The organism is Brevibacterium sp. 1718 (assembly GCF_051131255.1).
Classification (GTDB): Bacteria; Actinomycetota; Actinomycetes; order Actinomycetales; family Brevibacteriaceae; genus Brevibacterium; species Brevibacterium sediminis.
The window spans coordinates 3,932,329-3,950,678 of record NZ_CP186550.1 but is presented as its reverse complement, the minus strand read 5'-3'; the positions used below and the strand labels follow the sequence as shown (position 1 = coordinate 3,950,678).

Annotated in this window: 15 protein-coding genes; 14 read left to right on the top strand and 1 reads right to left on the bottom strand. The window is 65.6% G+C overall.

What is annotated here, in order from left to right; genetic code table 11:
- Positions 1-101: 101 nt before the first annotated feature.
- From dcd to ACOZ9V_RS17680, 13 genes are all read left to right on the top strand, one after another.
- A complete protein-coding gene (dcd, locus tag ACOZ9V_RS17740; protein ID WP_139468980.1) occupies positions 102-680 on the top strand; it encodes a dCTP deaminase in 579 nt (192 codons plus the stop codon).
- Positions 677-1,879: a hypothetical protein gene (locus ACOZ9V_RS17735; protein ID WP_434592263.1), complete on the top strand. Its 1,203-nt coding sequence runs from the start codon at positions 677-679 to the stop codon at positions 1,877-1,879. Before dcd ends, ACOZ9V_RS17735 begins: the two co-directional genes overlap by 4 nt.
- A 159-nt stretch (positions 1,880-2,038) precedes the next feature.
- The gene (locus ACOZ9V_RS17730; RefSeq protein ID WP_139469126.1) at positions 2,039-5,086 is read left to right on the top strand and encodes a Na+/H+ antiporter subunit A; all 3,048 of its coding nucleotides are present in this window, start codon (positions 2,039-2,041) and stop codon (positions 5,084-5,086) included.
- The gene (locus ACOZ9V_RS17725) at positions 5,083-5,718 is read left to right on the top strand and encodes a Na(+)/H(+) antiporter subunit C (RefSeq protein ID WP_434592260.1); all 636 of its coding nucleotides are present in this window, start codon (positions 5,083-5,085) and stop codon (positions 5,716-5,718) included. The genes ACOZ9V_RS17730 and ACOZ9V_RS17725 overlap by 4 nt, the downstream gene beginning before the upstream one ends.
- Entirely contained in the window at positions 5,715-7,295 is a 1,581-nt protein-coding gene (locus ACOZ9V_RS17720) for a Na+/H+ antiporter subunit D (RefSeq protein ID WP_139468982.1), read from the top strand. Before ACOZ9V_RS17725 ends, ACOZ9V_RS17720 begins: the two co-directional genes overlap by 4 nt.
- On the top strand, positions 7,295-7,990 hold the full coding sequence (locus ACOZ9V_RS17715; RefSeq protein ID WP_434592257.1) for a Na+/H+ antiporter subunit E: 696 nt from the start codon (positions 7,295-7,297) through the stop codon (positions 7,988-7,990). Before ACOZ9V_RS17720 ends, ACOZ9V_RS17715 begins: the two co-directional genes overlap by 1 nt.
- Entirely contained in the window at positions 7,987-8,532 is a 546-nt protein-coding gene (locus ACOZ9V_RS17710) for a monovalent cation/H+ antiporter complex subunit F (protein WP_434592254.1), read from the top strand. The genes ACOZ9V_RS17715 and ACOZ9V_RS17710 overlap by 4 nt, the downstream gene beginning before the upstream one ends.
- The gene (gene mnhG, locus ACOZ9V_RS17705; protein ID WP_101546653.1) at positions 8,522-8,917 is read left to right on the top strand and encodes a monovalent cation/H(+) antiporter subunit G; all 396 of its coding nucleotides are present in this window, start codon (positions 8,522-8,524) and stop codon (positions 8,915-8,917) included. The genes ACOZ9V_RS17710 and mnhG overlap by 11 nt, the downstream gene beginning before the upstream one ends.
- Positions 8,907-9,659 carry a response regulator transcription factor gene (locus tag ACOZ9V_RS17700; protein ID WP_139468984.1) on the top strand — a complete coding sequence of 251 codons (753 nt, stop codon included), beginning with the start codon at positions 8,907-8,909 and terminating at the stop codon, positions 9,657-9,659. The genes mnhG and ACOZ9V_RS17700 overlap by 11 nt, the downstream gene beginning before the upstream one ends.
- The gene (locus tag ACOZ9V_RS17695) at positions 9,656-11,284 is read left to right on the top strand and encodes an ATP-binding protein (protein WP_434592249.1); all 1,629 of its coding nucleotides are present in this window, start codon (positions 9,656-9,658) and stop codon (positions 11,282-11,284) included. Before ACOZ9V_RS17700 ends, ACOZ9V_RS17695 begins: the two co-directional genes overlap by 4 nt.
- A gap of 47 nt (positions 11,285-11,331) precedes the next feature.
- Complete coding sequence (locus ACOZ9V_RS17690; protein ID WP_434592246.1) at positions 11,332-12,090, top strand: hypothetical protein; 759 nt, start codon at positions 11,332-11,334, stop codon at positions 12,088-12,090.
- A 193-nt stretch (positions 12,091-12,283) separates the two neighbouring features.
- Complete coding sequence (locus ACOZ9V_RS17685) at positions 12,284-14,299, top strand: alpha/beta fold hydrolase (RefSeq protein ID WP_434592243.1); 2,016 nt, start codon at positions 12,284-12,286, stop codon at positions 14,297-14,299.
- A 276-nt stretch (positions 14,300-14,575) separates the two neighbouring features.
- Complete coding sequence (locus ACOZ9V_RS17680) at positions 14,576-15,808, top strand: N-acetylglucosamine-6-phosphate deacetylase (RefSeq protein ID WP_434592240.1); 1,233 nt, start codon at positions 14,576-14,578, stop codon at positions 15,806-15,808.
- A 130-nt stretch (positions 15,809-15,938) separates the two neighbouring features.
- On the opposite strand, the gene ACOZ9V_RS17675 is transcribed toward ACOZ9V_RS17680, so the two are convergent.
- Entirely contained in the window at positions 15,939-17,609 is a 1,671-nt protein-coding gene (locus tag ACOZ9V_RS17675; protein ID WP_434592237.1) for a DUF222 domain-containing protein, read from the bottom strand.
- 229 nt (positions 17,610-17,838) lie between these two features.
- Here ACOZ9V_RS17675 and ACOZ9V_RS17670 point away from each other — a divergent pair, with 229 nt between their 5' ends.
- Positions 17,839-18,321 (top strand): isochorismatase family protein, encoded by a 483-nt coding sequence (locus tag ACOZ9V_RS17670; protein ID WP_139468989.1) that lies wholly within the window; start codon positions 17,839-17,841, stop codon positions 18,319-18,321.
- Positions 18,322-18,350 lie beyond the last annotated feature (29 nt).

Here is an 18,350-nt window from a genome sequence, read left to right as displayed (position 1 = left end):
GATTTTGCCGGCCGGTTATGCGTATTCGACCCATGGTTCGGCAGAGGGGAGAGGAGAGAAGACTCAAGCGTGCGGGGCTTGCAGCGACTACCATCGGAAGCGTGACTCTCCTTTCCGACCGCGACATCCGCGCCGAGCTCGACTCCGGACGCATCGCCCTCGACCCCTACGACCCGTCGCTGATCCAGCCGGCCAGCGTCGACGTGTGTCTCGACCGATACTTCCGGCTTTTCGACAACCACAAGTACGCGGTCATCGACCCGAGCCTCGAGCAGCCCGAACTCACCCGCTTCGTCGAAGCCGCCCCGGGGGAGCCCTTCGTCCTCCACCCGGGGGAGTTCGTCCTCGCCTCCACTCATGAGCTCGTGACTCTGCCCGTCGATGTCGCGGCCCGGCTCGAGGGCAAGTCCTCGCTCGGACGTCTCGGTCTCCTGACCCATTCGACGGCCGGATTCATCGACCCCGGCTTCAGCGGCCACGTCACCCTGGAGCTGTCGAACGTCGCGACGCTGCCGATCACGCTGTGGCCGGGGATGAAGATCGGCCAGCTCTGCTTCTTCCGACTCAGCTCGGCGGCGGAGAACCCCTACGGTTCCCAGGCCACGGGCAACCGCTACCAGGGCCAGCGCGGCCCGACCGCCTCCCGTTCGCACCTCAATTTCTATCGGAGGGACATGTGATCACCCGCCGCGAACTGCGGCTGCAACGCGAAGCCGCTGAACGCGCCGCCCGGGAACAGGCCGACGCTGCGCGCTACCAGGCCCCCGACGCCGAAGCGACGGATGCCTCTGCCCCGACGGATGCTTCTGCCCCGACAGATGCCTCCGCCCCCGTGCCCCCTGCCTCCGACGCTCAGGCCGCGAGCAGGCGGCGGACCGGGATGCCGTCGACGGGACGGCCCGGATACGGCGGTGGCACGTCTGCGCCCGAGGACACGGCCACCTCGGCGGATCTGCGCGGTTTCCACCTCATCCTCCTCGATGATGCGGTCGAGGTCTCCGACGTCCTCGCGCTCATCCACAACAAGCTGCCCGATCTGCGCCCCGTGCTCGACGAGCACGGGCAGCTGCGCCTGAGCCGGCACTCCCGACTGAGCTCCGGGGCTGCCCTCGACCCGGCCGATGCCGCCGCGCTCGAAGTCCCCGACTGGGCTCGGCATGCCATCGTCATCGACTGCCCCCGGGATCGGCAGCCGACCCCGCCGCCGGACTGGTTCGCCGACGCCGACGGACTCCACGAGGCCTTCCCCAACGGAATGCCGGATCGGGAGGAGGAGCGGATGCTCAGCCTCATGCTCTCCGTCGCCTCCCGCCTCCACACGGGCGTGCGCCTGGCCGACGAGCCCGGACTGCCGACGCGGGTGATCATCCCCGACCCGGAGGCGAAGGTCGACCTCTACATCTACTCCTCGTACTGGATGGAGCCGTCGGTCGCGCTCGACTTCGTCCGCCGCCATGCCCCGCACGCCTTCCAACAGTCCCTGCCCACCCCCGACGAGGATGTGCTGGCCCAAGCGAGCATCGACGATCCGCTCTTCGACCCTTCGGCCCCGGTCATCCTCGACGGCTATGCCCTGCTCGTTCCGCTCGGCGAGATCGATGAATCCGCCGGCAGCCTCGAGATCCGAGTGATGGAAGCCGAGTGGGTTCCGCCGATCGTCGCCGCCCACACCGTCGCCCCGCAGATCGAATACCACGTGCACTGGATGGACACCGAGTCGAAGCGCTATCAGCCGAACCAGGGTCGCCGCTTCCGACGGATGCGCGGTCGGGTGGCCGAACTCACAGATGCGATCGGAGCCGAGCTGCTCGTCGGCTCGGACGGCATCGGTCTCGACGAGAACGGCTTCCTCGTGACCAGCAGACAGCTGCGCGCGTGACCAGCTGTCGGATCCGCGCGTGAGCGGTGTCGTGTCGGGGCAGAGCCTGTCTCAGCTCACACCCAGCAATTGGGGAAACGACACCTGTTCGTGCGAAAATGACATGACGAACCTTTCTCACAAACAGGCATATGACGGAGGTGGCCGCCGGTGATAGTCATGACAGGGGCCTTCTTCGGGGCATCTGTCATCGCCTACCCTCTGGTTCGCCTGCTCGGTCGCAACGCCTTCTTCTTCCTCGCTCTCGTCCCCTTCGCGGGACTGCTGTGGAGCCTGTCGACGATCCCAGAGATCTTCGGCCCCGCCGCCCAACCGGTCGTGGAGAATCTCGACTGGCTGCCCGAGCTCGGTCTCGCCGGAATCTTCCGCCTCGACGTGCTCTCCTGGATCATGACGCTGCTGGTGACCGGGGTCGGAGCCCTCGTCTTCGTCTACTGTGCACGCTACTTCCCGCCCGACGAGCCGGGACTGGCCCGGTTCGCGGGAATCTTCATGGCCTTCGCCGGAATGATGTACGGGCTCGTCATCGCCGACGAACTGCTCATGCTCTACCTGTTCTGGGAAGGCACCACCGTCTTCTCCTACCTGCTCATCGGGCACAGCCAGTCCCGCCGCCGTTCCAGGCAGGCGGCACTGCAGGCCCTCATCGTCACCACCGCAGGCGGGCTGGCCATGCTCGTGGGCATGATCCTGCTCATCACCGCCACCGGCACCGGGCAGATCTCGACCCTGGTCGATCGAGCCCAGTCGGGCATGGACACCGGCGGAATCATCATCTCCGCCGTCATCCTCATCCTCGTCGGCGCGATCTCGAAGTCCGCGCTCATGCCGTTCCACTTCTGGCTGCCCGGCGCCATGGCCGCACCCACTCCGGTGAGCGCCTATCTGCACGCCGCGGCCATGGTCAAGGCGGGAATCTACCTCGTCCTGCGCCTGGCGCCGGGCTACAACAACATCCCCGGCTGGTCCGAGGTGCTGCTCACCCTGGGTCTGCTGACGATGTTCATCGGCGGTTGGCAGGCGCTGAAGCAGACCGACCTCAAACTGCTGCTGGCCTTCGGCACGGTCTCGCAGCTCGGATTCCTCACCACCATGGCCTCGTTCGGCACCCCTGACATCACGAAGGCAGCCCTGGGTCTGCTCATCGCCCACGCCCTGTTCAAGTCGTGCCTGTTCCTGTGCGTCGGCATCATCGACCACCGTGCCGGCACCCGTGACCTGACGAAGCTCTCCGGCGGTTGGAAGGCCTTCCCCGTCGTCGCCGTGTGTGCGACGATCGCCGCCGCCTCGATGGCCGGACTGCCCCCGCTGCTCGGCTTCGCGGCGAAGGAAGCCGCGTACTCGACCCTGCTGTCCTCGCCGGACAAGGCCTCGGTCATCGCTTTCATCGGCATCATGATCGGCTCGATCCTCACCGTCGCCTACTCGGCCCGCTTCGTCTGGGGTGCGTTCTCCTCGAAGCCCGGAGTCGACGACATCGCCCGCCGCGACGAGAAGCTCACCCTCGTCGTCTCCCCGCTCATCCTTACCGCTCTGACCCTGGCGCTCGGCCCGGGAGTCGGACTGCTCGACGGCTACTTCTCCGCGTGGACCTCCGGGCTGCCGGCCGTGGCCGAAGGCGATGGGCACTACCACCTCGCACTGTGGCACGGATTCGAACCGGCGCTCGCCTTCACCGCCGTCACCGTCGCCGCAGGCCTCGCTCTGTTCATCTACCGCCGACCCTTCGCGAAGGTCCAGGCGACGCTGCCGTCGGGACTGGACTTCCACGAGCTCTACCGGATGCTCATCGGCTGGATGGAGGCCCTGGCGCTGTGGGTCACCGCTCGCACCCAGCGCGGTTCGCTGCCGTTCTACCAAGGCGTGGTCTACCTCGTCCTCGTCGCCGGACTGGGACTGGCGATCATCTCCAACGACACGTGGAACATCACATTCCGGCTCTGGGACACCCCGCTGGACCTCATCGTCGCGGCCGTGCTCGTCATCGTCGCAATCGGTGCCACCCGAGCCAAGAAGCGGTTCACCGCCGTCGTCGTCACCGGCATCTCCGGCTACGCCATGGTCGCCTACTTCGCCTTCGTCGGCGCTCCCGACCTGGCCCTGACCCAGGTGCTCGTCGAGACCATCACGATCGTCGTCTTCGTCCTCGTCCTCCGCCGGCTGCCGGCGCGCATCGGCGAGTCGACCGGTCGACTCACCCCCGCCTGGCGGGCGATCATCGGCGGTGCCGTGGGCATCACCATGATGCTCGTGGTCCTCATCGCCTCCGGTGTGCGCATGGCCGATCCGATCTCCATCGACTTCGGTCAGCTCGCCTACGAGCTCGGTCACGGCAAGAACATCGTCAATGTCACCCTCGTCGATATCCGCGCGTGGGACACGATGGGCGAGATCTCGGTGCTCGTGGCCGCCGGAACCGGTATCGCAGGCCTCATCTTCGTCCGTGGTCGCGAAGGACACCTGCATCGGTTCGAACGAAAGAAAGACGGCACCGAGGCGGCCGGTCGCATCCGCTTCCAACCCGTGGCCGAGGACGTCGTCGACCTCCACCACGCCGGCCGCGGGGAAGGGCTGTCGCAGAAGCGTGCGTCCTGGCTCATCGCCGGACGGACCCTGGCTCCGCGCAATCGGTCGATCATCCTCGAGGTCACTGCCCGCCTGATCTTCCACGCCGTCATCGTCTTCTCCGTCTACCTGCTCTTCGCCGGCCACAACGATCCGGGCGGCGGATTCGCCGGCGGCCTCGTCGCCGGGCTCGCGCTCGTCGTGCGCTACCTTGCCGGAGGCAAGTACGAACTCGCCGAAGCGGCCCCCTTCACCCCCTCGGGAATGCTGGGCACCGGTCTGGTCACCGCGATCCTCACCGTCATCGGCGGGTGGATCTGGGGTGGGACGGTCTTCGAGTCCGTCTACATCGAGGGTGATCTGCCGGTGCTGGGCCACCTGTCCTTCGGTACGTCGACGTTCTTCGACATCGGCGTCTACCTCATCGTCGTCGGCCTCATGCTCGACATCCTCCGCTCGCTGGGAGCCGAGGTCGATCTGCACCAGGAGCGCGACGAGGCGATGCTGACCAACCGCATCCACGACAATGTGAACTTCTCCGAGGACATGGGCGCCACAGCCGAACACCGGGCCGTGTCCGAGATCATCGACCGCGTCAACGAACTCGACGTCGACAACGGTGCGGAAGGTGGCCGCCTATGAGCGTCCCCTTCATCATGGTCCTGGCCATGGGCGTCCTCTTCGCCGCCGGCATCTACCTCATGCTCGAACGCTCCCTGACCCGCGTTCTGCTCGGCTTCATCCTGCTCGGCAACGGAGCGAACCTGCTCATCATCCTCACCGCCGGCCGCGGTTCCCCACCCCTGACCGACGGAGAGAACCTGTCGACCGAAGGCATGTCCGATCCGCTGCCGCACGCCCTCGTCCTCACAGCCATCGTCATCACCTTCTCCGTGACGGCGTTCCTGCTGGCGATGATCTACCGCTCTTGGAGGCTCATGCGCGCCGATTCGCTGCAGGATGACGACACCGACCTCCAGGTGGCGATCACGAAGCTCATCGACTCCGAGGCGGAGGCGAGCACCGACTACGACGACACCGAGTTCGGTGACGAAGCGGAGTCCCCGATCACCGGAGCCATCGACCTCGATGACGACGGCACGCCCGCAGAGAGGGAGGACCTCGCCGACGACATCGAGGACGCGTCGACCCCGGCCGAGGCCGATGCCATCGCCGAGGAGGCCGTGGACTCGCGGACGGAGGCGCACCACGCCGAGGAGGCCGAGGTCACCGAAGAGGCCAAAGACGCGAAACAGCAGGGAGACGACGCATGATCGATCTTCTGCCCGTGCTCGTTCCCCTGCCGGTACTGCTGCCGCTCATCGGCGCTGGAATCGCGCTCATCCTGTCGAAGCACACGCGGGCGCAGAACATCGTGTCGATCGCGATCCTGGTCGCGGTCATGGTCATCGCCACGATGATCCTCTTCGGAGTCGATGCGCATGGGCCGCAGGTCGTGGCGATCGGCGGGTGGCAGCCTCCTGCGGGCATCGTGCTCGTCGCCGACCGGCTGTCAGCTCTGATGCTCATCGTGTCTGCACTGGTCACACTGTGCGTGCTCGTCTACGCCCTGAGTCAGGACGCCAACGACGATTCGAACGAGACTCCGATCTCGGTGTTCAACCCCAGTTATCTGGTGCTGTGCGCGGGCATTGCGAACTCGTTCCTCGCCGGAGACCTGTTCAATCTCTACGTCGGCTTCGAGATGTTCCTCGTCGCCTCCTATGTGCTGCTCACCCTCGGTGCCACGGCGGAGCGGATCCGGGCGGGAGTCACCTATGTGATCATCTCGCTTGTGTCCTCGGTGATCTTCCTCGCCGCGATCGGTGTCATCTACGCCGCGTGCGGCACCGTGAACATGGCGCAGCTGTCCGAGAGGATCTCGGATCTGCCGGCCGATGTGCAGATGATCCTCCACGTCCTCCTGCTGCTGGGCTTCGGCATCAAGGCCGCGATCTTCCCGCTGTCCTTCTGGCTGCCCGACTCCTATCCGACGGCACCGGCCCCGGTGACAGCGGTCTTCGCAGGACTGCTGACGAAGGTCGGCATCTATGCGATCATCCGCACGGAGACCCTGCTGTTCGCCGAATCCTCCCTGCGGGTGCCGCTGCTCATCGCGGCCGGGCTGACGATGCTCGTGGGCATCTTCGGCGCCATCGCACAGTCGGAGATCAAGAGGATCGTGTCCTTCACCCTGGTCTCCCATATCGGCTATATGCTCTTCGGCGTGGCGCTGGGCACGAGTGTCGGCCTGTCTGCGGCGATCTACTACACGGTTCACCACATCATCGTCCAGACCGCGCTGTTCCTGGCCATCGGCCTCGTCGAAATGCGCGGCGGGTCCACCTCCACGAGGTCGCTCGGCGGTCTCATGGTGCTCTCGCCGGTGATCACGATCATCTTCTTCATCCCGGCTCTCAACCTCTCCGGCATTCCGCCGTTCTCCGGGTTCATCGGCAAGGTCGCACTCTTCCTCGCCGGCTTCGACGACCACGCGTGGCTGCCGACCGTCCTCATCGTCGCCGGCACCGTGACGAGTCTGCTCACTCTCTACGTCATCGGACGTACCTTCAACCTCGCATTCTGGCGTGATCCGGCCGATGCGGAGGAGCCGAACGAGGACCTCGTCGAGGAGTTCACGGAGCGGAAGAAGACGCTGCTGGCGGGGAAGAAGTGGAAATCTCAGATCGGCGTTCCCCCCGCCATGGTGGCGGCCACCTCGGTGGTGGTGATCGCCTCCATCGTTCTCACCGTCGCAGCCGAACCTCTGTGGGACATGTCGAACCGGGCGGCCGAGAACCTCTCGACGCCGATCGACTACGTCACGAACGTGCTCGGAGGTGATGAGTGATGAGCCCCGACCGAGGCCAGGGACAGACCCGAGCTGACGGCCAGGACCGAGTCCGCGGCCGGGACCGGGCAGCGGCACAGGACCGGGCGATGGGTCAGGACCGGGTGCCGGCGAACCGGGCGCGGATGAGCCGGGGCCGCGGATTCATCCAGCAGCTCGTGCTGCTGGTCTCGCTGGTTCTGCTGTGGCTGATGCTGTGGGATTCGATCACTGTGGTCACCGTGGTCACCGGAATCGTGCTGGCCTTCGTCATCACGCGCGTCTTCTACCTCCCGCCCGTTGTGCTCTCCGGACGGTTCAACCTCTGGCATGCGTTGGTGTTCGGTCTGTGGTTCCTCTATTCGGTTCTCCACGCCTCCATCGAAGTCGCCTGGTATGCGTTCCGTCGCAAAGCGGTCGGCGCCGGGTCCGTCGTCGCCTGCGATCTGCGCACGAGCTCGGACCTCGTGCTCACCCTCATCGCCGATACCGCCAGCCTCATCCCCGGGTCGATCATCATCGACAGCGATCGCGCCATGGGCATGCTCTACCTGCACTTCCTCGACTGCGATTCCGAGGAGAAGGTGCGCAAGGCGAAAGCGCAGGTCTACTACATCGAAGAGCTGCTCATCCGCACTCTCGGTTCGCACCGTGATCTCGCCGCCCTGCGGGCCAGACCGGATCCGTTGGCCGAAGCCGAAGGGGGCCGCTCATGAGTGAGATCGTCCTCCACTCCCTCGTCGTCGCCGGTTCGGTGCTGTTGGCCGCTTCGGTGGTCATTGCGCTCTTCCGGATCGTCCGCGGTCCGTCGATCCTCGACCGCATGATCGGCACCGACGTCGTGCTGGCGGCGATCATGTGTGGCCTCGGCGGGTATATGGCTCTGTCCGACCGGACGGATCTGCTGCCCGTGCTCATCGTGCTCGCGATGCTCGGCTTCGTCGGTTCGGTGAGCGTGTCGCGGTATGTGTCGAAGTCCGATTCGATGACTCCCGGTGCCGAGGCGGGGGCCCTGTCCGAGTTCAGTGCCTCTGACTGGCACATGCCCCGTGATGCGGACGAGCAGGGCGCCGGGCCCGAATCGACCTCTGTGCCCCAGGCTCGACCCGGCGATGACGTCACCGAGATCGCGGATGCCACCTACGACGCCCACGCCGACAGCGGCGGAGAGGGCGAGGGCACCGGACCCGACCCGGGACCCGATGACGCCGAGCACGTGTCGGATGGCGACGGGCAGGAGAGCAATCGTGGTTCTTGACATCATCTCGGCCGTGCTCATCTTCCTCGGCGCGGTCCTGTCCCTGGCCGCCGCGGTCGGTCTCGTCCGCTTCGGCGACCTTCTCTCGCGAATGCACGCGAGCGCGAAACCCCAGGTGCTGGGCCTGGTGCTCGTCGCCGTGGCGATCGCGATCCAGTTCCCGACTTGGGCGACGGTGACGACCCTGGCGATCATCATCTCCTTCCAGCTCGTGACGATTCCCGTCGCCACCCATATGGTCGGCCGCGCCGGCTATCGCACCAAGCACCTGCGTCGATCTATGCTGTACCGAGATGAACTCGCCGAGGCGGTCGACCGTGCCGAGGCCCGAGAGATCGCCTGGGAACGCCAGAGAGGAACCGGAACAGACCACCATGACGGCTGACAATCACACCGAGCCCCAACCACTCGTCTTAGTCGCCGATGATGAGCCCGACGTCCTCGGGGCAGTCGTACCGTTCCTCGAGCGCTCCGGTTTCCGGGTGCTTCCGGCCAGTGACGGACTGCTCGCTCTCGACGAGATCCATCGTCACAAACCCGATGTGTGCGTCCTCGACGTGCTCATGCCCGGAGCCGACGGTCGGCAGGTGCTGCGCCGCCTGCGCCAAGAGGAGAACTGGGTTCCGGTGCTGCTGCTGACCCAGGTCGGCGAGGGCGTCGAGCGGGCGATGGCGCTCGAAGAGGGCGCCGACGACTACCTCAACAAACCCTTCGATCCGCACGAGCTCGTCGCGCGCATCCGTGCCGTGCTGCGCAGGACCCGCAATGACGGTCCGCCCTTGGCCACGGCACCGGTGCTCGTGTCCAGCTTCGGCCTGCGCGTCGACCGTGTCGGACGCCGGGCGTGGTTGGGGCAGCGTGAACTCGTCATCACCCCGAAGGGCTTCACCCTGCTCGAGTACCTCATGGTGCACAAGGACGAGCTCATCGAACGCTCCCGCCTGCTCGAAGTGCTGTGGGGATTCGAAGAGGCTGTGGGCACCCGTGCCGTGGACTCCCGGGTCGCCGAGTTGCGTCGTGTGCTCGGCGAGGACGCCGCAGAACCGCGGTGGATCGCCACCGTGCAGGGGCGCGGCTATCGTTTCGTCGGTGAGGTCCGCGGCGAGGACGGACAGAGCCGTCTATGACGAACTTCCTTGTCTTCGAGATCCAGGTCTGGCTGTTCCTGCTGCTGCTCGTCGTCGTGCTCGGCGGTCTCGCCATCGGTGCCTGGTTCGGCTGGCGGTATCTGCAGAGGCGTGAGGCCGCGCTGCGGGAATCCATCGAGACGGCCGCGGCCGAGGATTCGATGACGAAGCGCAATCGGATGCTCATCCGACTCGACCATGAACTCAAGAATCCGCTGACGGCGCTGCGCACCTCGGCGGCGAGCATCCGGGAGGTCGTCCGCGACGGCGGCACGCTGAGCGAGGTTGAGCCGGCCGCCAAGCAGGTCGACGTGTCCTCGCGCCGGGTCGCCCGACTGCTGGCCGATCTGCGCAAGCTCGCCGACGTCGAGACCCGCATCATCGAATACGCCCGCGTCGATCTCGACGCGCTCATCCATCAGGCCGTCGAAGATGCATCGACGGCGCCGGGAGCCGAGGACCGGATGATCGTGGCGACTGTCGCCCGTGCTCCGTGGCGGCTGCCCGATGTCGCCGGTGAAGAGGATCTGCTGCTCACCGCGATCCTCAACCTGCTGGGCAATGCTCTCAAATACTCGTCGCAGGCCGAAGTCGTCGAGCTGCGTGCCAATGAGCAGATCATCGACGGGCACCGCTGGGTCGTCGTCGAGGTTGCGGATACGGGCAGCGGCATCCCGCTGGCCGAACAGGAGAACGTCTGGGACGAGCTCTCTCGCGGTTCACGTGTACGCGCGGTCGCCGGTTCGGGCATGGGCCTCTCGCTCGTGCGCGCCATCGTCACTCGGCACGGCGGATCCGTGCAGCTCTTCAGCCAGGAGGGTGTGGGCACCTCGGTGCGCATGGTCCTCCCCGTCCTTGCCGATGCCGCGCCCGTGACCGTTCCGCAGATGTCGGATCATATGGATCGGGTCGCTGCCGGTTCGCATGCGGTGCAGCCGGTGCAGCAGGCGGATTCGCGGCAGGCGCCCGGATTCCTGCCTCCGCGTCAGCCCAATGAGGCCGAACTGCAGGGACGGATCCTCGGCACTCCGCGGCGGACGTCGAAGCGTCGTCTCGAGAGGGTCGACGGGAACCTGGTCAATCGTCGGACGGGCGAATCCGTCTCCGGTGGGTTCCCGCCGGATTCCGGTCAGCATTCGCAGTTCAAACCGCCGCGGCAGGCCCCGAACGTCGGAGGACAGAACCCGGGCTATGGGCAGCCGCCTGCCGGCAGCCAGCCGAACTCGGGTCCTCAGAGATCCGGCCCGCAACAGCCCGGACAGCCTTCGGTCGGAAGTCAACCGCACTCGGGTCAGCAGAACTTCGGGCAGACACCTGTTGGCAGTCAGCCCAATTCCGGTCCGCAGAACTTCGGCCAGTCCTACGCGGGAAGTCAGCCCAATTCCGGTCCGCAGAACTTCGGCCAGCAGCCCGTCGGCAGCCAGCCCGGTGCTCCGTACAACGGTCAGCCGCCTGCAGGCAGTCAGCCCGCCGGCGGCCCCCAGTCCACCGGACAACCACCTGTCGGAAGCCAGTCCGGATCAGGTCCGCAAATGCCTCAGCACGGGTACGGGCCGGCTCAGCCGAATCAGAACGGCCCGGAAGCGGGGTACCCAGACTGTCGCCGCCGAGGTGACCAGCAGTGACACCAGCGACACCAGTGACTGGGCGCAAGGCATCGGATACCTCATCCGTGGGGATCTTCGTAGCGAAGAGACCCGTTTCGGGGAGTCGTGCCGCGGGGAGTCCCGACGCGGGCAGACCCGCCTCGGCGCGACGAGCCGCGGCCGCCGGCACACTCGCACTGACCGTCCTCCTCAGCGGATGCTCGGTCCTCCATATCCGCACGGAAGACAAGTCCGCAGGGCCGGTGCGGATCGGCGTGGAGGAGACCGCCGGTCCCGAGCCTACGGGCAAGCCCACCGAAGCCGGCATCCCCGAGGGGATGACGAAGACTTCAGTGACGTTCGGCAGCAGCTGCCCGGTCGAACTCACCTTCGCAATCGGTGATGACTGGAGAGACAGCACCGGGAGTACCGAGCAGTTCCATGTATTCAACCATGGCGAAGACACCACTCGCGGCGATACCATCCTCGTCAACTGCACCGACGAATACGGTGACAGTGCTCAGGAAGTCGTTGATCAGAAGAGGCGGTACAACTTCTCCGAACAGGACTCACAGGTGTTGGCCGAGCAGACAGGGTCTCTGGCCGCGGGCGAGTTCTGGAGCTATCAGGGTGAACTCGGTCCGACCGAGATCCTCGCTATCAACAACGAACCGACTTATGCCTTCGGGGTGCAGACGGGGTATAAGATCAACGGGCGCCTGGTGAATCTGTCCATCGAGATGCGCACACCGAAGACGAACACCGAAGTGGCGGAGGACTTCAAGAAGATGCTTCCGACGGTGACGATCGATGGTGAGAAAGTCCCGTCACCGAGCTTCCACTGACGTGCCAGTGAGCACCGAACGACGTGGCGATCAGGTGCCCGCGAAGATAGTGCGCCCGCGAAGTTAATGCGCCCGCGATCCGGTCGACCGCCTCGGTGACTCCGGTCGGTCATCACAGGGGCCGGCCGCCTCGGCGATCTGGGGTTTCTCTGGATTTCGCCCCGAAATCTGCGCGGGGATCTAGGATGGGAAGATGACGACCCACGACGCAGTGACCCGACTCCTCGACGCCCGCCGCCTGCAAGGCCTCTTGACGAATCAGAGCGGCCGCGTCATCGCCCAGTACTCGTTCCTCAATTCCGAAGGGAATTCCTCCCTCAGCCACCTCGCCGATATCAGCGGGGAGACGCCCCGACGCATCACTCGCGGCGATCAGTCCGTGGGACCGGCCGCACTGAGCGAGGACGGCACGATCGTCTTCGCCTCCAAACGCAAGGGCGAGGACGGCAAGGATGCCGAGTCCCCGAGCCTGTGGGCCCTGCCGGACAACGGTGAGGCCCGCAAGCTTACCGATCATGAGGGCGGTTTCTCCCGAATCGAGGTCAAGGGCGAGACCATCATCGTCGAGTTCCCCGTCCATACATGGGCCGCCGACGAGAACGACCATCAGGAATTCAGCTCCGAACGCAGCGACGCGAAGGTCAGCGGGATCCTCCACACCGGTTTCCCCGTCCGTCGCTGGGATCATGATCTGGGGCCGGGACGGCAGATCCTGGCTGTGGCCACCCTCGACGAGGCGGCCGCCGACTTCCCCGAAGTCAGTGACGAGCTGAGTGCCCCGGCGGGCTTGGACTTCCGGTACCTGTCCCTGCCGTCTGGGCGACTTGTCGATTGGGCCGTCGACGATGGGGCGCGCTTCGCCCTCGTCCAGCTCGAGAAGCCGATCCCCGGACAGCTCGAGGCCAGTGAGGTCTGGCGCGTGGACCTCGACGGGGAACCCGAACTGCATCGTCTGACGAAACCGGCTGCCGATCACAGCTTCGACATCGAGGCGATCAGCCCGGACGGGACGAAAGCACTGGTCACTCGCGTACAGAACTGGACTCCGCAGACCAACCTCGCGGCCGAACTCATGGTCCTCGATCTCGAGACCGCGGAACTGAATCCTGTGTGGCCGGATGGTGATTTCTGGTTCTCCCCGATCTGGGCAGACGATTCGACCATCGTGGCCACCGCGGATGATCACGGTCGCGGCAGCATCTTCATCGGTGACATCAATGATGCTCAGCCTCGGCGGCTCGTCGGGGGCGCCGATCAGAAGTATTCGTTCTCGGGGCTGGCCCTGCGCGAGGACACGGTCGTGGCGACCGCCTCGGCGATTGATGTCGCGCCGCTGCCGATCTCCGTCGACCTCCGCACCGGGGTCATCAGCGAGCTCGCGAACCCCGCGACGGTGCTCGACGAGGAAGGCACCCTCACCGAGGTCGAGGTCCGTGCCGAGGACGGCACGCCGATCCGTGCGTGGCTGGTGCTTCCGGAAGGGGAGGGGCCGCATCCGCTCGTCGTCTTCGCCCACGGCGGACCGTGGGGGTCGTGGAATGCGTGGACCTACCGGTGGAATCCGGGTCCCTTCGCGGCTGCCGGCTATGCGGTGCTGCTGCCGGACCCGGCGATCTCCACCGGCTACGGGCAGGCGATGATCGATCGCGGTCAGCAGCAGCTCGGCGGCACTCCTTTCACCGACATCATGGCGCTGACCGAGGCCGCAGGTGAGAGGGCGGACATCGATTTCGAACGTGTCGCCCTGGCCGGCGGGTCCTACGGCGGATACATGGCCAATTGGGTGGCCGGGCATACCGGCAGCGCGTTCAAGTGCGTCGTCACCCACGCCTCTCTGTGGAACACCACGTCGATGGGGCGGACGACGGACAATTCGTCGTGGGATCAGGCGATGCGGGAGCAGTCGACTCAGTATTCGCCGCACCTGTTCGCCGATGACATCGAGGTGCCGATGCTCGTCATCCATGGCGACAAGGACTACCGGGTACCGATCGGTCAGGGTCAGGAGCTGTGGCTGGATCTTCTCACTCGGGCGAAGACTCCCCTCGACGCCGATGGCGACACTCAGCATCGGTTCCTCTACTTCCCCGACGAGGGGCATTGGATCCTCGGCCGCGGGAACGCCGAGGTCTGGTACCGCACCGTGCTCGCGTTCCTCGATACGCATGTGCTCGGCATCGACGCGAACCGAGTTCGCACACTGGGGTGAGCCGGCAGTCGGTTCGTCGGTTTCCTGAGGTGGGCGCGGCAACCGGTTCGTCCGCGCCCCGCGCCGGGGCGGCTACCGGTTTGTCGGCGCCCCTGGGGCGAGGCGGCAAGCGGTTCGTTCGCACCCTGGGGCGAGCCGACAGCCGATCTGTCGGCACAACACCCGTCGGCACCTTGCCCGACGAGACCCAACTCGCCAAGACCCTGCTGCGGGGCAAATTCACCAACTGATTCCGTACCCTGAATGAGGCGTTCGCAGAGCGATGGAAGGACCCTGATGACACAGACCGAACAGATCCCCGCCGAGGCGGTCATCCACAATGCGTGCATCCTCGACGGCGATCGGGCGACGTTCACCGAGGCGACCGCGGACACGTGGATCGCGGTCGCCGAGGGAACGGTCACGGCACGGGGCCGCGGGGACGGCTGGAAGGACAGGGCCGCCTCGGCGAGAGGTGAGGTCATCGACGCCGCCGGCGGATACGTGGCTCCCGCGTTCGTCGATATCCACTGTCACGGTGCGGGCGGTGCGAGCGCCGAGGACAGGAGCGAGGGGATCGATGCGATCTTCGACGTGCATTGGGCCCACGGCACCGGCAGGCTCGCTCTGTCCTACGTCTCCGACACGATCGAGGGGCTGTGTGAGTCCTTGCGCGCGGGCGCCGGACTCGTCCGTGAGCGGGCCATGGTCATGGGCCTGCACGCCGAAGGCCCGTTCCTGTCCCCGGATTTCAAAGGTGCGCATGCGCCCGAAGTGCTCACATCGCCGACTCCGGAGGCGGTCGAAGCAATCCTCGAGGCGGCCGATGGAACTCTGAGCCAGATCACCATCGCGCCCGAACTTCCCGGTGCTCTCGATGCGATCGGTCGGTTCTCTGCGGCAGGGGTGCGTGTGGCCGTCGGTCACACGGCTGCCGATTATGCGCTGGCCGCGCAGGCCTTCGAGGCGGGGGCGAGCATCCTCACCCACGCGTTCAATGCGATGCCCGGAATCCATCACCGTGCTCCGGGGCCGGTCCTTGCCGCGGCCGAGGCCGAGCATGTCACCGTCGAACTCATCAATGACGGCGTCCACGTGGTTGCCCCGGTCGCGCGTATGCTCCACGAACTCGTGCCCGGGCGCATCGCTCTCATCACTGACGCCATGGCGGCGACCGGCCTGCACGATGGGAGCTATCACCTTGGTTCGCTACCGGTCGAGGTCAAGGATTCGGTGGCTCGTCTGGTTACCGCGGATGGCACTCAGGGCGCCATCGCGGGGTCCACGTTGACGATGGACGAGGCTGTGAAGCGGGCCGTCGCCGAGGTGGGACTCAGCCCGTTCGACGCTGTGCAGTCCGCAGGATTCGTTCCATTGCGTGCGGTGGGCGGAGTGCCGGAGCCGGGTGATTCTCTGCAGGCGGCGGGCAGTGCCGCCGGTGCCGGAAGCCTGTTGGCTCCCGGAATGCCGGCTGACCTCCTGCTCCTCGATGAGGACATGAGCATCCGAGCCTCTTCATTGGGGGACTGAACCCGCCTGAACCGGGCTGAACCGAGTTGCATCGAGTTGAACCGGGCTGAACCGAGTTGAACCTGGAAAGTGGGCTGAACCCGGCCGAAGCTGGAAAGTGGGCACAGCTGTCCCCTGAAAGTTGGGGCGGCTATTTGTCGAACAGGGAGTCGACGATGTCGTCCGCGATGAAGCGGGCGTGGAGGATCGGCTTACGAGCCGGGTCCTTTGCGGCAGGCGGAATGTAGGCCGGTCGCCCGTCGAAGAGCATCACCGTGTCCCAGGCGGTGCGGTCGAGCAGGTGGTGGTGATAGCTGCAGAGCAGCGCGAGATTGTTGATCTCCGTCTTTCCGCCGAGCGACCATGGAAACACATGGTTGGCATCGCACCAACCGGGAGGGGCGTCACAGCCGGGGAAGGTGCAACCTCGGTCACGGGCGGTGATCACTGCCAACTGTTTGCGATTGGCGAAGCGCTGTTCTGTGGCCACCTGCATCGTCTTGGCCCTGTCGCTCATTAGGTGGAAGAACAGCGAGCCGTTGAGGCCGTTTCTCATCAGTTCCTTGATGGGAATGGGATTGTCGGCGCCCGTGGTTCCGTGTCCTGTTCCTTTGGCCAGATCTTCGGCGGTGGCGTTGATGACGAGAGCATAAGGCGCTCCTGCAGCCGTCCGCTGCTTGTCGATCGTCGTGACGAGGCCGGCGAATCGTTCGTAGATCCATTCGCGCGCCGAGGGCTGTTCGGCGCTGACGTCGACGAATCCGCCGTCCTCACGAACGCCGACGCCGGGGACGGCAGCCGGATTCCCGCTCGTGCGAGCTGCGTTGAGATCGGGTGTCGGAACTCGCTTCGCGTCATATCGGTCACCGGAGAGCACCGCGTCGACGATCTCAAGCAGCTCTTTGTCTGGCAGCGGCGAGCTCGTCTCCTCAGAAGCAGCGGTGACGGTGGCGGGATTGCCCGCGGCCGCGATCTCAGAGGCGCCGGTCGCCGAGTCGACGCCAGTCTTGTCGGCTTCTCCCGCAGACTGGATCCGTGAGGTCAGCAGTCCGTTGAGAGTGCCGCCGGTGACGGGGTCGAGCAGTCCACGCAGCTCCCAGTCGCCGTTGGCCTTGGCGCGCATGGACATGTTGTACGCAGAGCGGTCGGCCGAGTCATTCGGCTCTGCGCCGTCCGGGTCGATATAGCCCATGAGCTTGCCGAAGATCTCGCGCAGGTCCTTGAGACGGACCTTGGGTGCGTTGTCGACCAAGCGTGTCTCGACGTCGGTGCGGACCGTCTGACTGACCCACGTGGGCAGTTTGCGCATGCAGTCTTCGATGACAGACGCCTGGGCGGCGGAGATCGTGCCGGCATGGAGCGCATCTGCGACGACAGGGTAGAGAGGCGGCAGAGCCTGTCCGGCCATGTCGACGCGTCCGCCGAGGTTCTTGGCCATATCGGTGCGGCGATTCGCCTCCGCGCCGGTGAGGTTGAATCGGTTCTCGATGAGCGACTTCGTCGACTTGGCGCCGAAGTCGCTGGGTGTTCCGACACGTTCGCAGACGGAGAGCGCGAGCGTCGACAATGCATCGTTGATGCGTGTGATCGCCTCGACCCCATCGGCGAGCATGATGGCCTGATCCGGTCCCATGGGGCGATCGAACGAGCGCAGCTCATCTTTGAGGCTCATCAGCTGAGTGATCGAAGAGGTGACCTCGGGCGCAAAGCGGCTGAGATCTGCCCACTCCTCGTCGGCCAGCAGCGGGTGTCCGCTGGTCTGCGAGGAGTTGTCGGCGTTCCGATCGGAATGATCGGAGCTGCGTTCGGGAGTGAGGGTCATGGGGATGAATTCCGTTCACCAACATCGTTGTTGTTGGAATCCAGTGTACGCTCATAATACGTGGAAAGCCATAGGTGATCGATAAAAGTTTCGAACACAAATCTGATGTTCGTCACAGTTCGAGAATGTTGACAAGCCTCTTTGAGTCCATGCAGGTCAGGAGTGGTGTCGGCCGCAGCCGAGATGAACCGGCTTCGAATGTGTCAGTCGGTCGTGGCACGATTGGAGTATGGATGCCCTGCTCCTCATTGACACCGACGACGCCAGCTACCCCAGCGATGACGCCATGGAGACCCTCGGCGATATCGTCACCCGCACCCGCGCTGTGGGCGGTGTGCTCATCTTCGCGTCGACGAAGGCCGACCTCGCCGACACTCCCGATGAGGAGCTGAGCATCTTCGTCCCCGATGAGGAGGATCTCGTGCTCCGATCCGAGAGCCCGGATGTGTTCGAGGGCGTCGACGATCTGGCCGCAGGTCTGCATGACCTCTCCGTCGACCGGATCATTATCGCCGGCGCCGACGCGTCCTCGGCGGGCACCCCCGGAGCCGTCTACGCCTCGGCGATGGCGGGTCTTGTGTGCAACTTCGACGTCGTCGTCCTTTCCGACTCCACCACTGACCCCGATGGCAACCTCGTCGCCTGGGGGGATGCTGCCGCTGATGCCGGTGCCATGGTCAAGAAGACCGCCGATACCTGGCTGCGGATGTAGGCTCAGTCGCCTTCCCGAAATTGTTCTAC

Coding starts and splice junctions, on each gene's coding strand:
- ACOZ9V_RS17700 (WP_139468984.1), top strand. CDS start 8,907: ATGACGGCTGACAATCACACCGAGCCCCAACCACTCGTCTTAGTCGCC.
- ACOZ9V_RS17695 (WP_434592249.1), top strand. CDS start 9,656: ATGACGAACTTCCTTGTCTTCGAGATCCAGGTCTGGCTGTTCCTGCTG.
- ACOZ9V_RS17675 (WP_434592237.1), bottom strand. CDS start 17,609: ATGACCCTCACTCCCGAACGCAGCTCCGATCATTCCGATCGGAACGCC.
- ACOZ9V_RS17730 (WP_139469126.1), top strand. CDS start 2,039: ATGACAGGGGCCTTCTTCGGGGCATCTGTCATCGCCTACCCTCTGGTT.
- ACOZ9V_RS17725 (WP_434592260.1), top strand. CDS start 5,083: ATGAGCGTCCCCTTCATCATGGTCCTGGCCATGGGCGTCCTCTTCGCC.
- ACOZ9V_RS17670 (WP_139468989.1), top strand. CDS start 17,839: ATGGATGCCCTGCTCCTCATTGACACCGACGACGCCAGCTACCCCAGC.
- ACOZ9V_RS17720 (WP_139468982.1), top strand. CDS start 5,715: ATGATCGATCTTCTGCCCGTGCTCGTTCCCCTGCCGGTACTGCTGCCG.
- ACOZ9V_RS17680 (WP_434592240.1), top strand. CDS start 14,576: ATGACACAGACCGAACAGATCCCCGCCGAGGCGGTCATCCACAATGCG.
- ACOZ9V_RS17685 (WP_434592243.1), top strand. CDS start 12,284: ATGACGACCCACGACGCAGTGACCCGACTCCTCGACGCCCGCCGCCTG.
- ACOZ9V_RS17715 (WP_434592257.1), top strand. CDS start 7,295: ATGAGCCCCGACCGAGGCCAGGGACAGACCCGAGCTGACGGCCAGGAC.
- ACOZ9V_RS17710 (WP_434592254.1), top strand. CDS start 7,987: ATGAGTGAGATCGTCCTCCACTCCCTCGTCGTCGCCGGTTCGGTGCTG.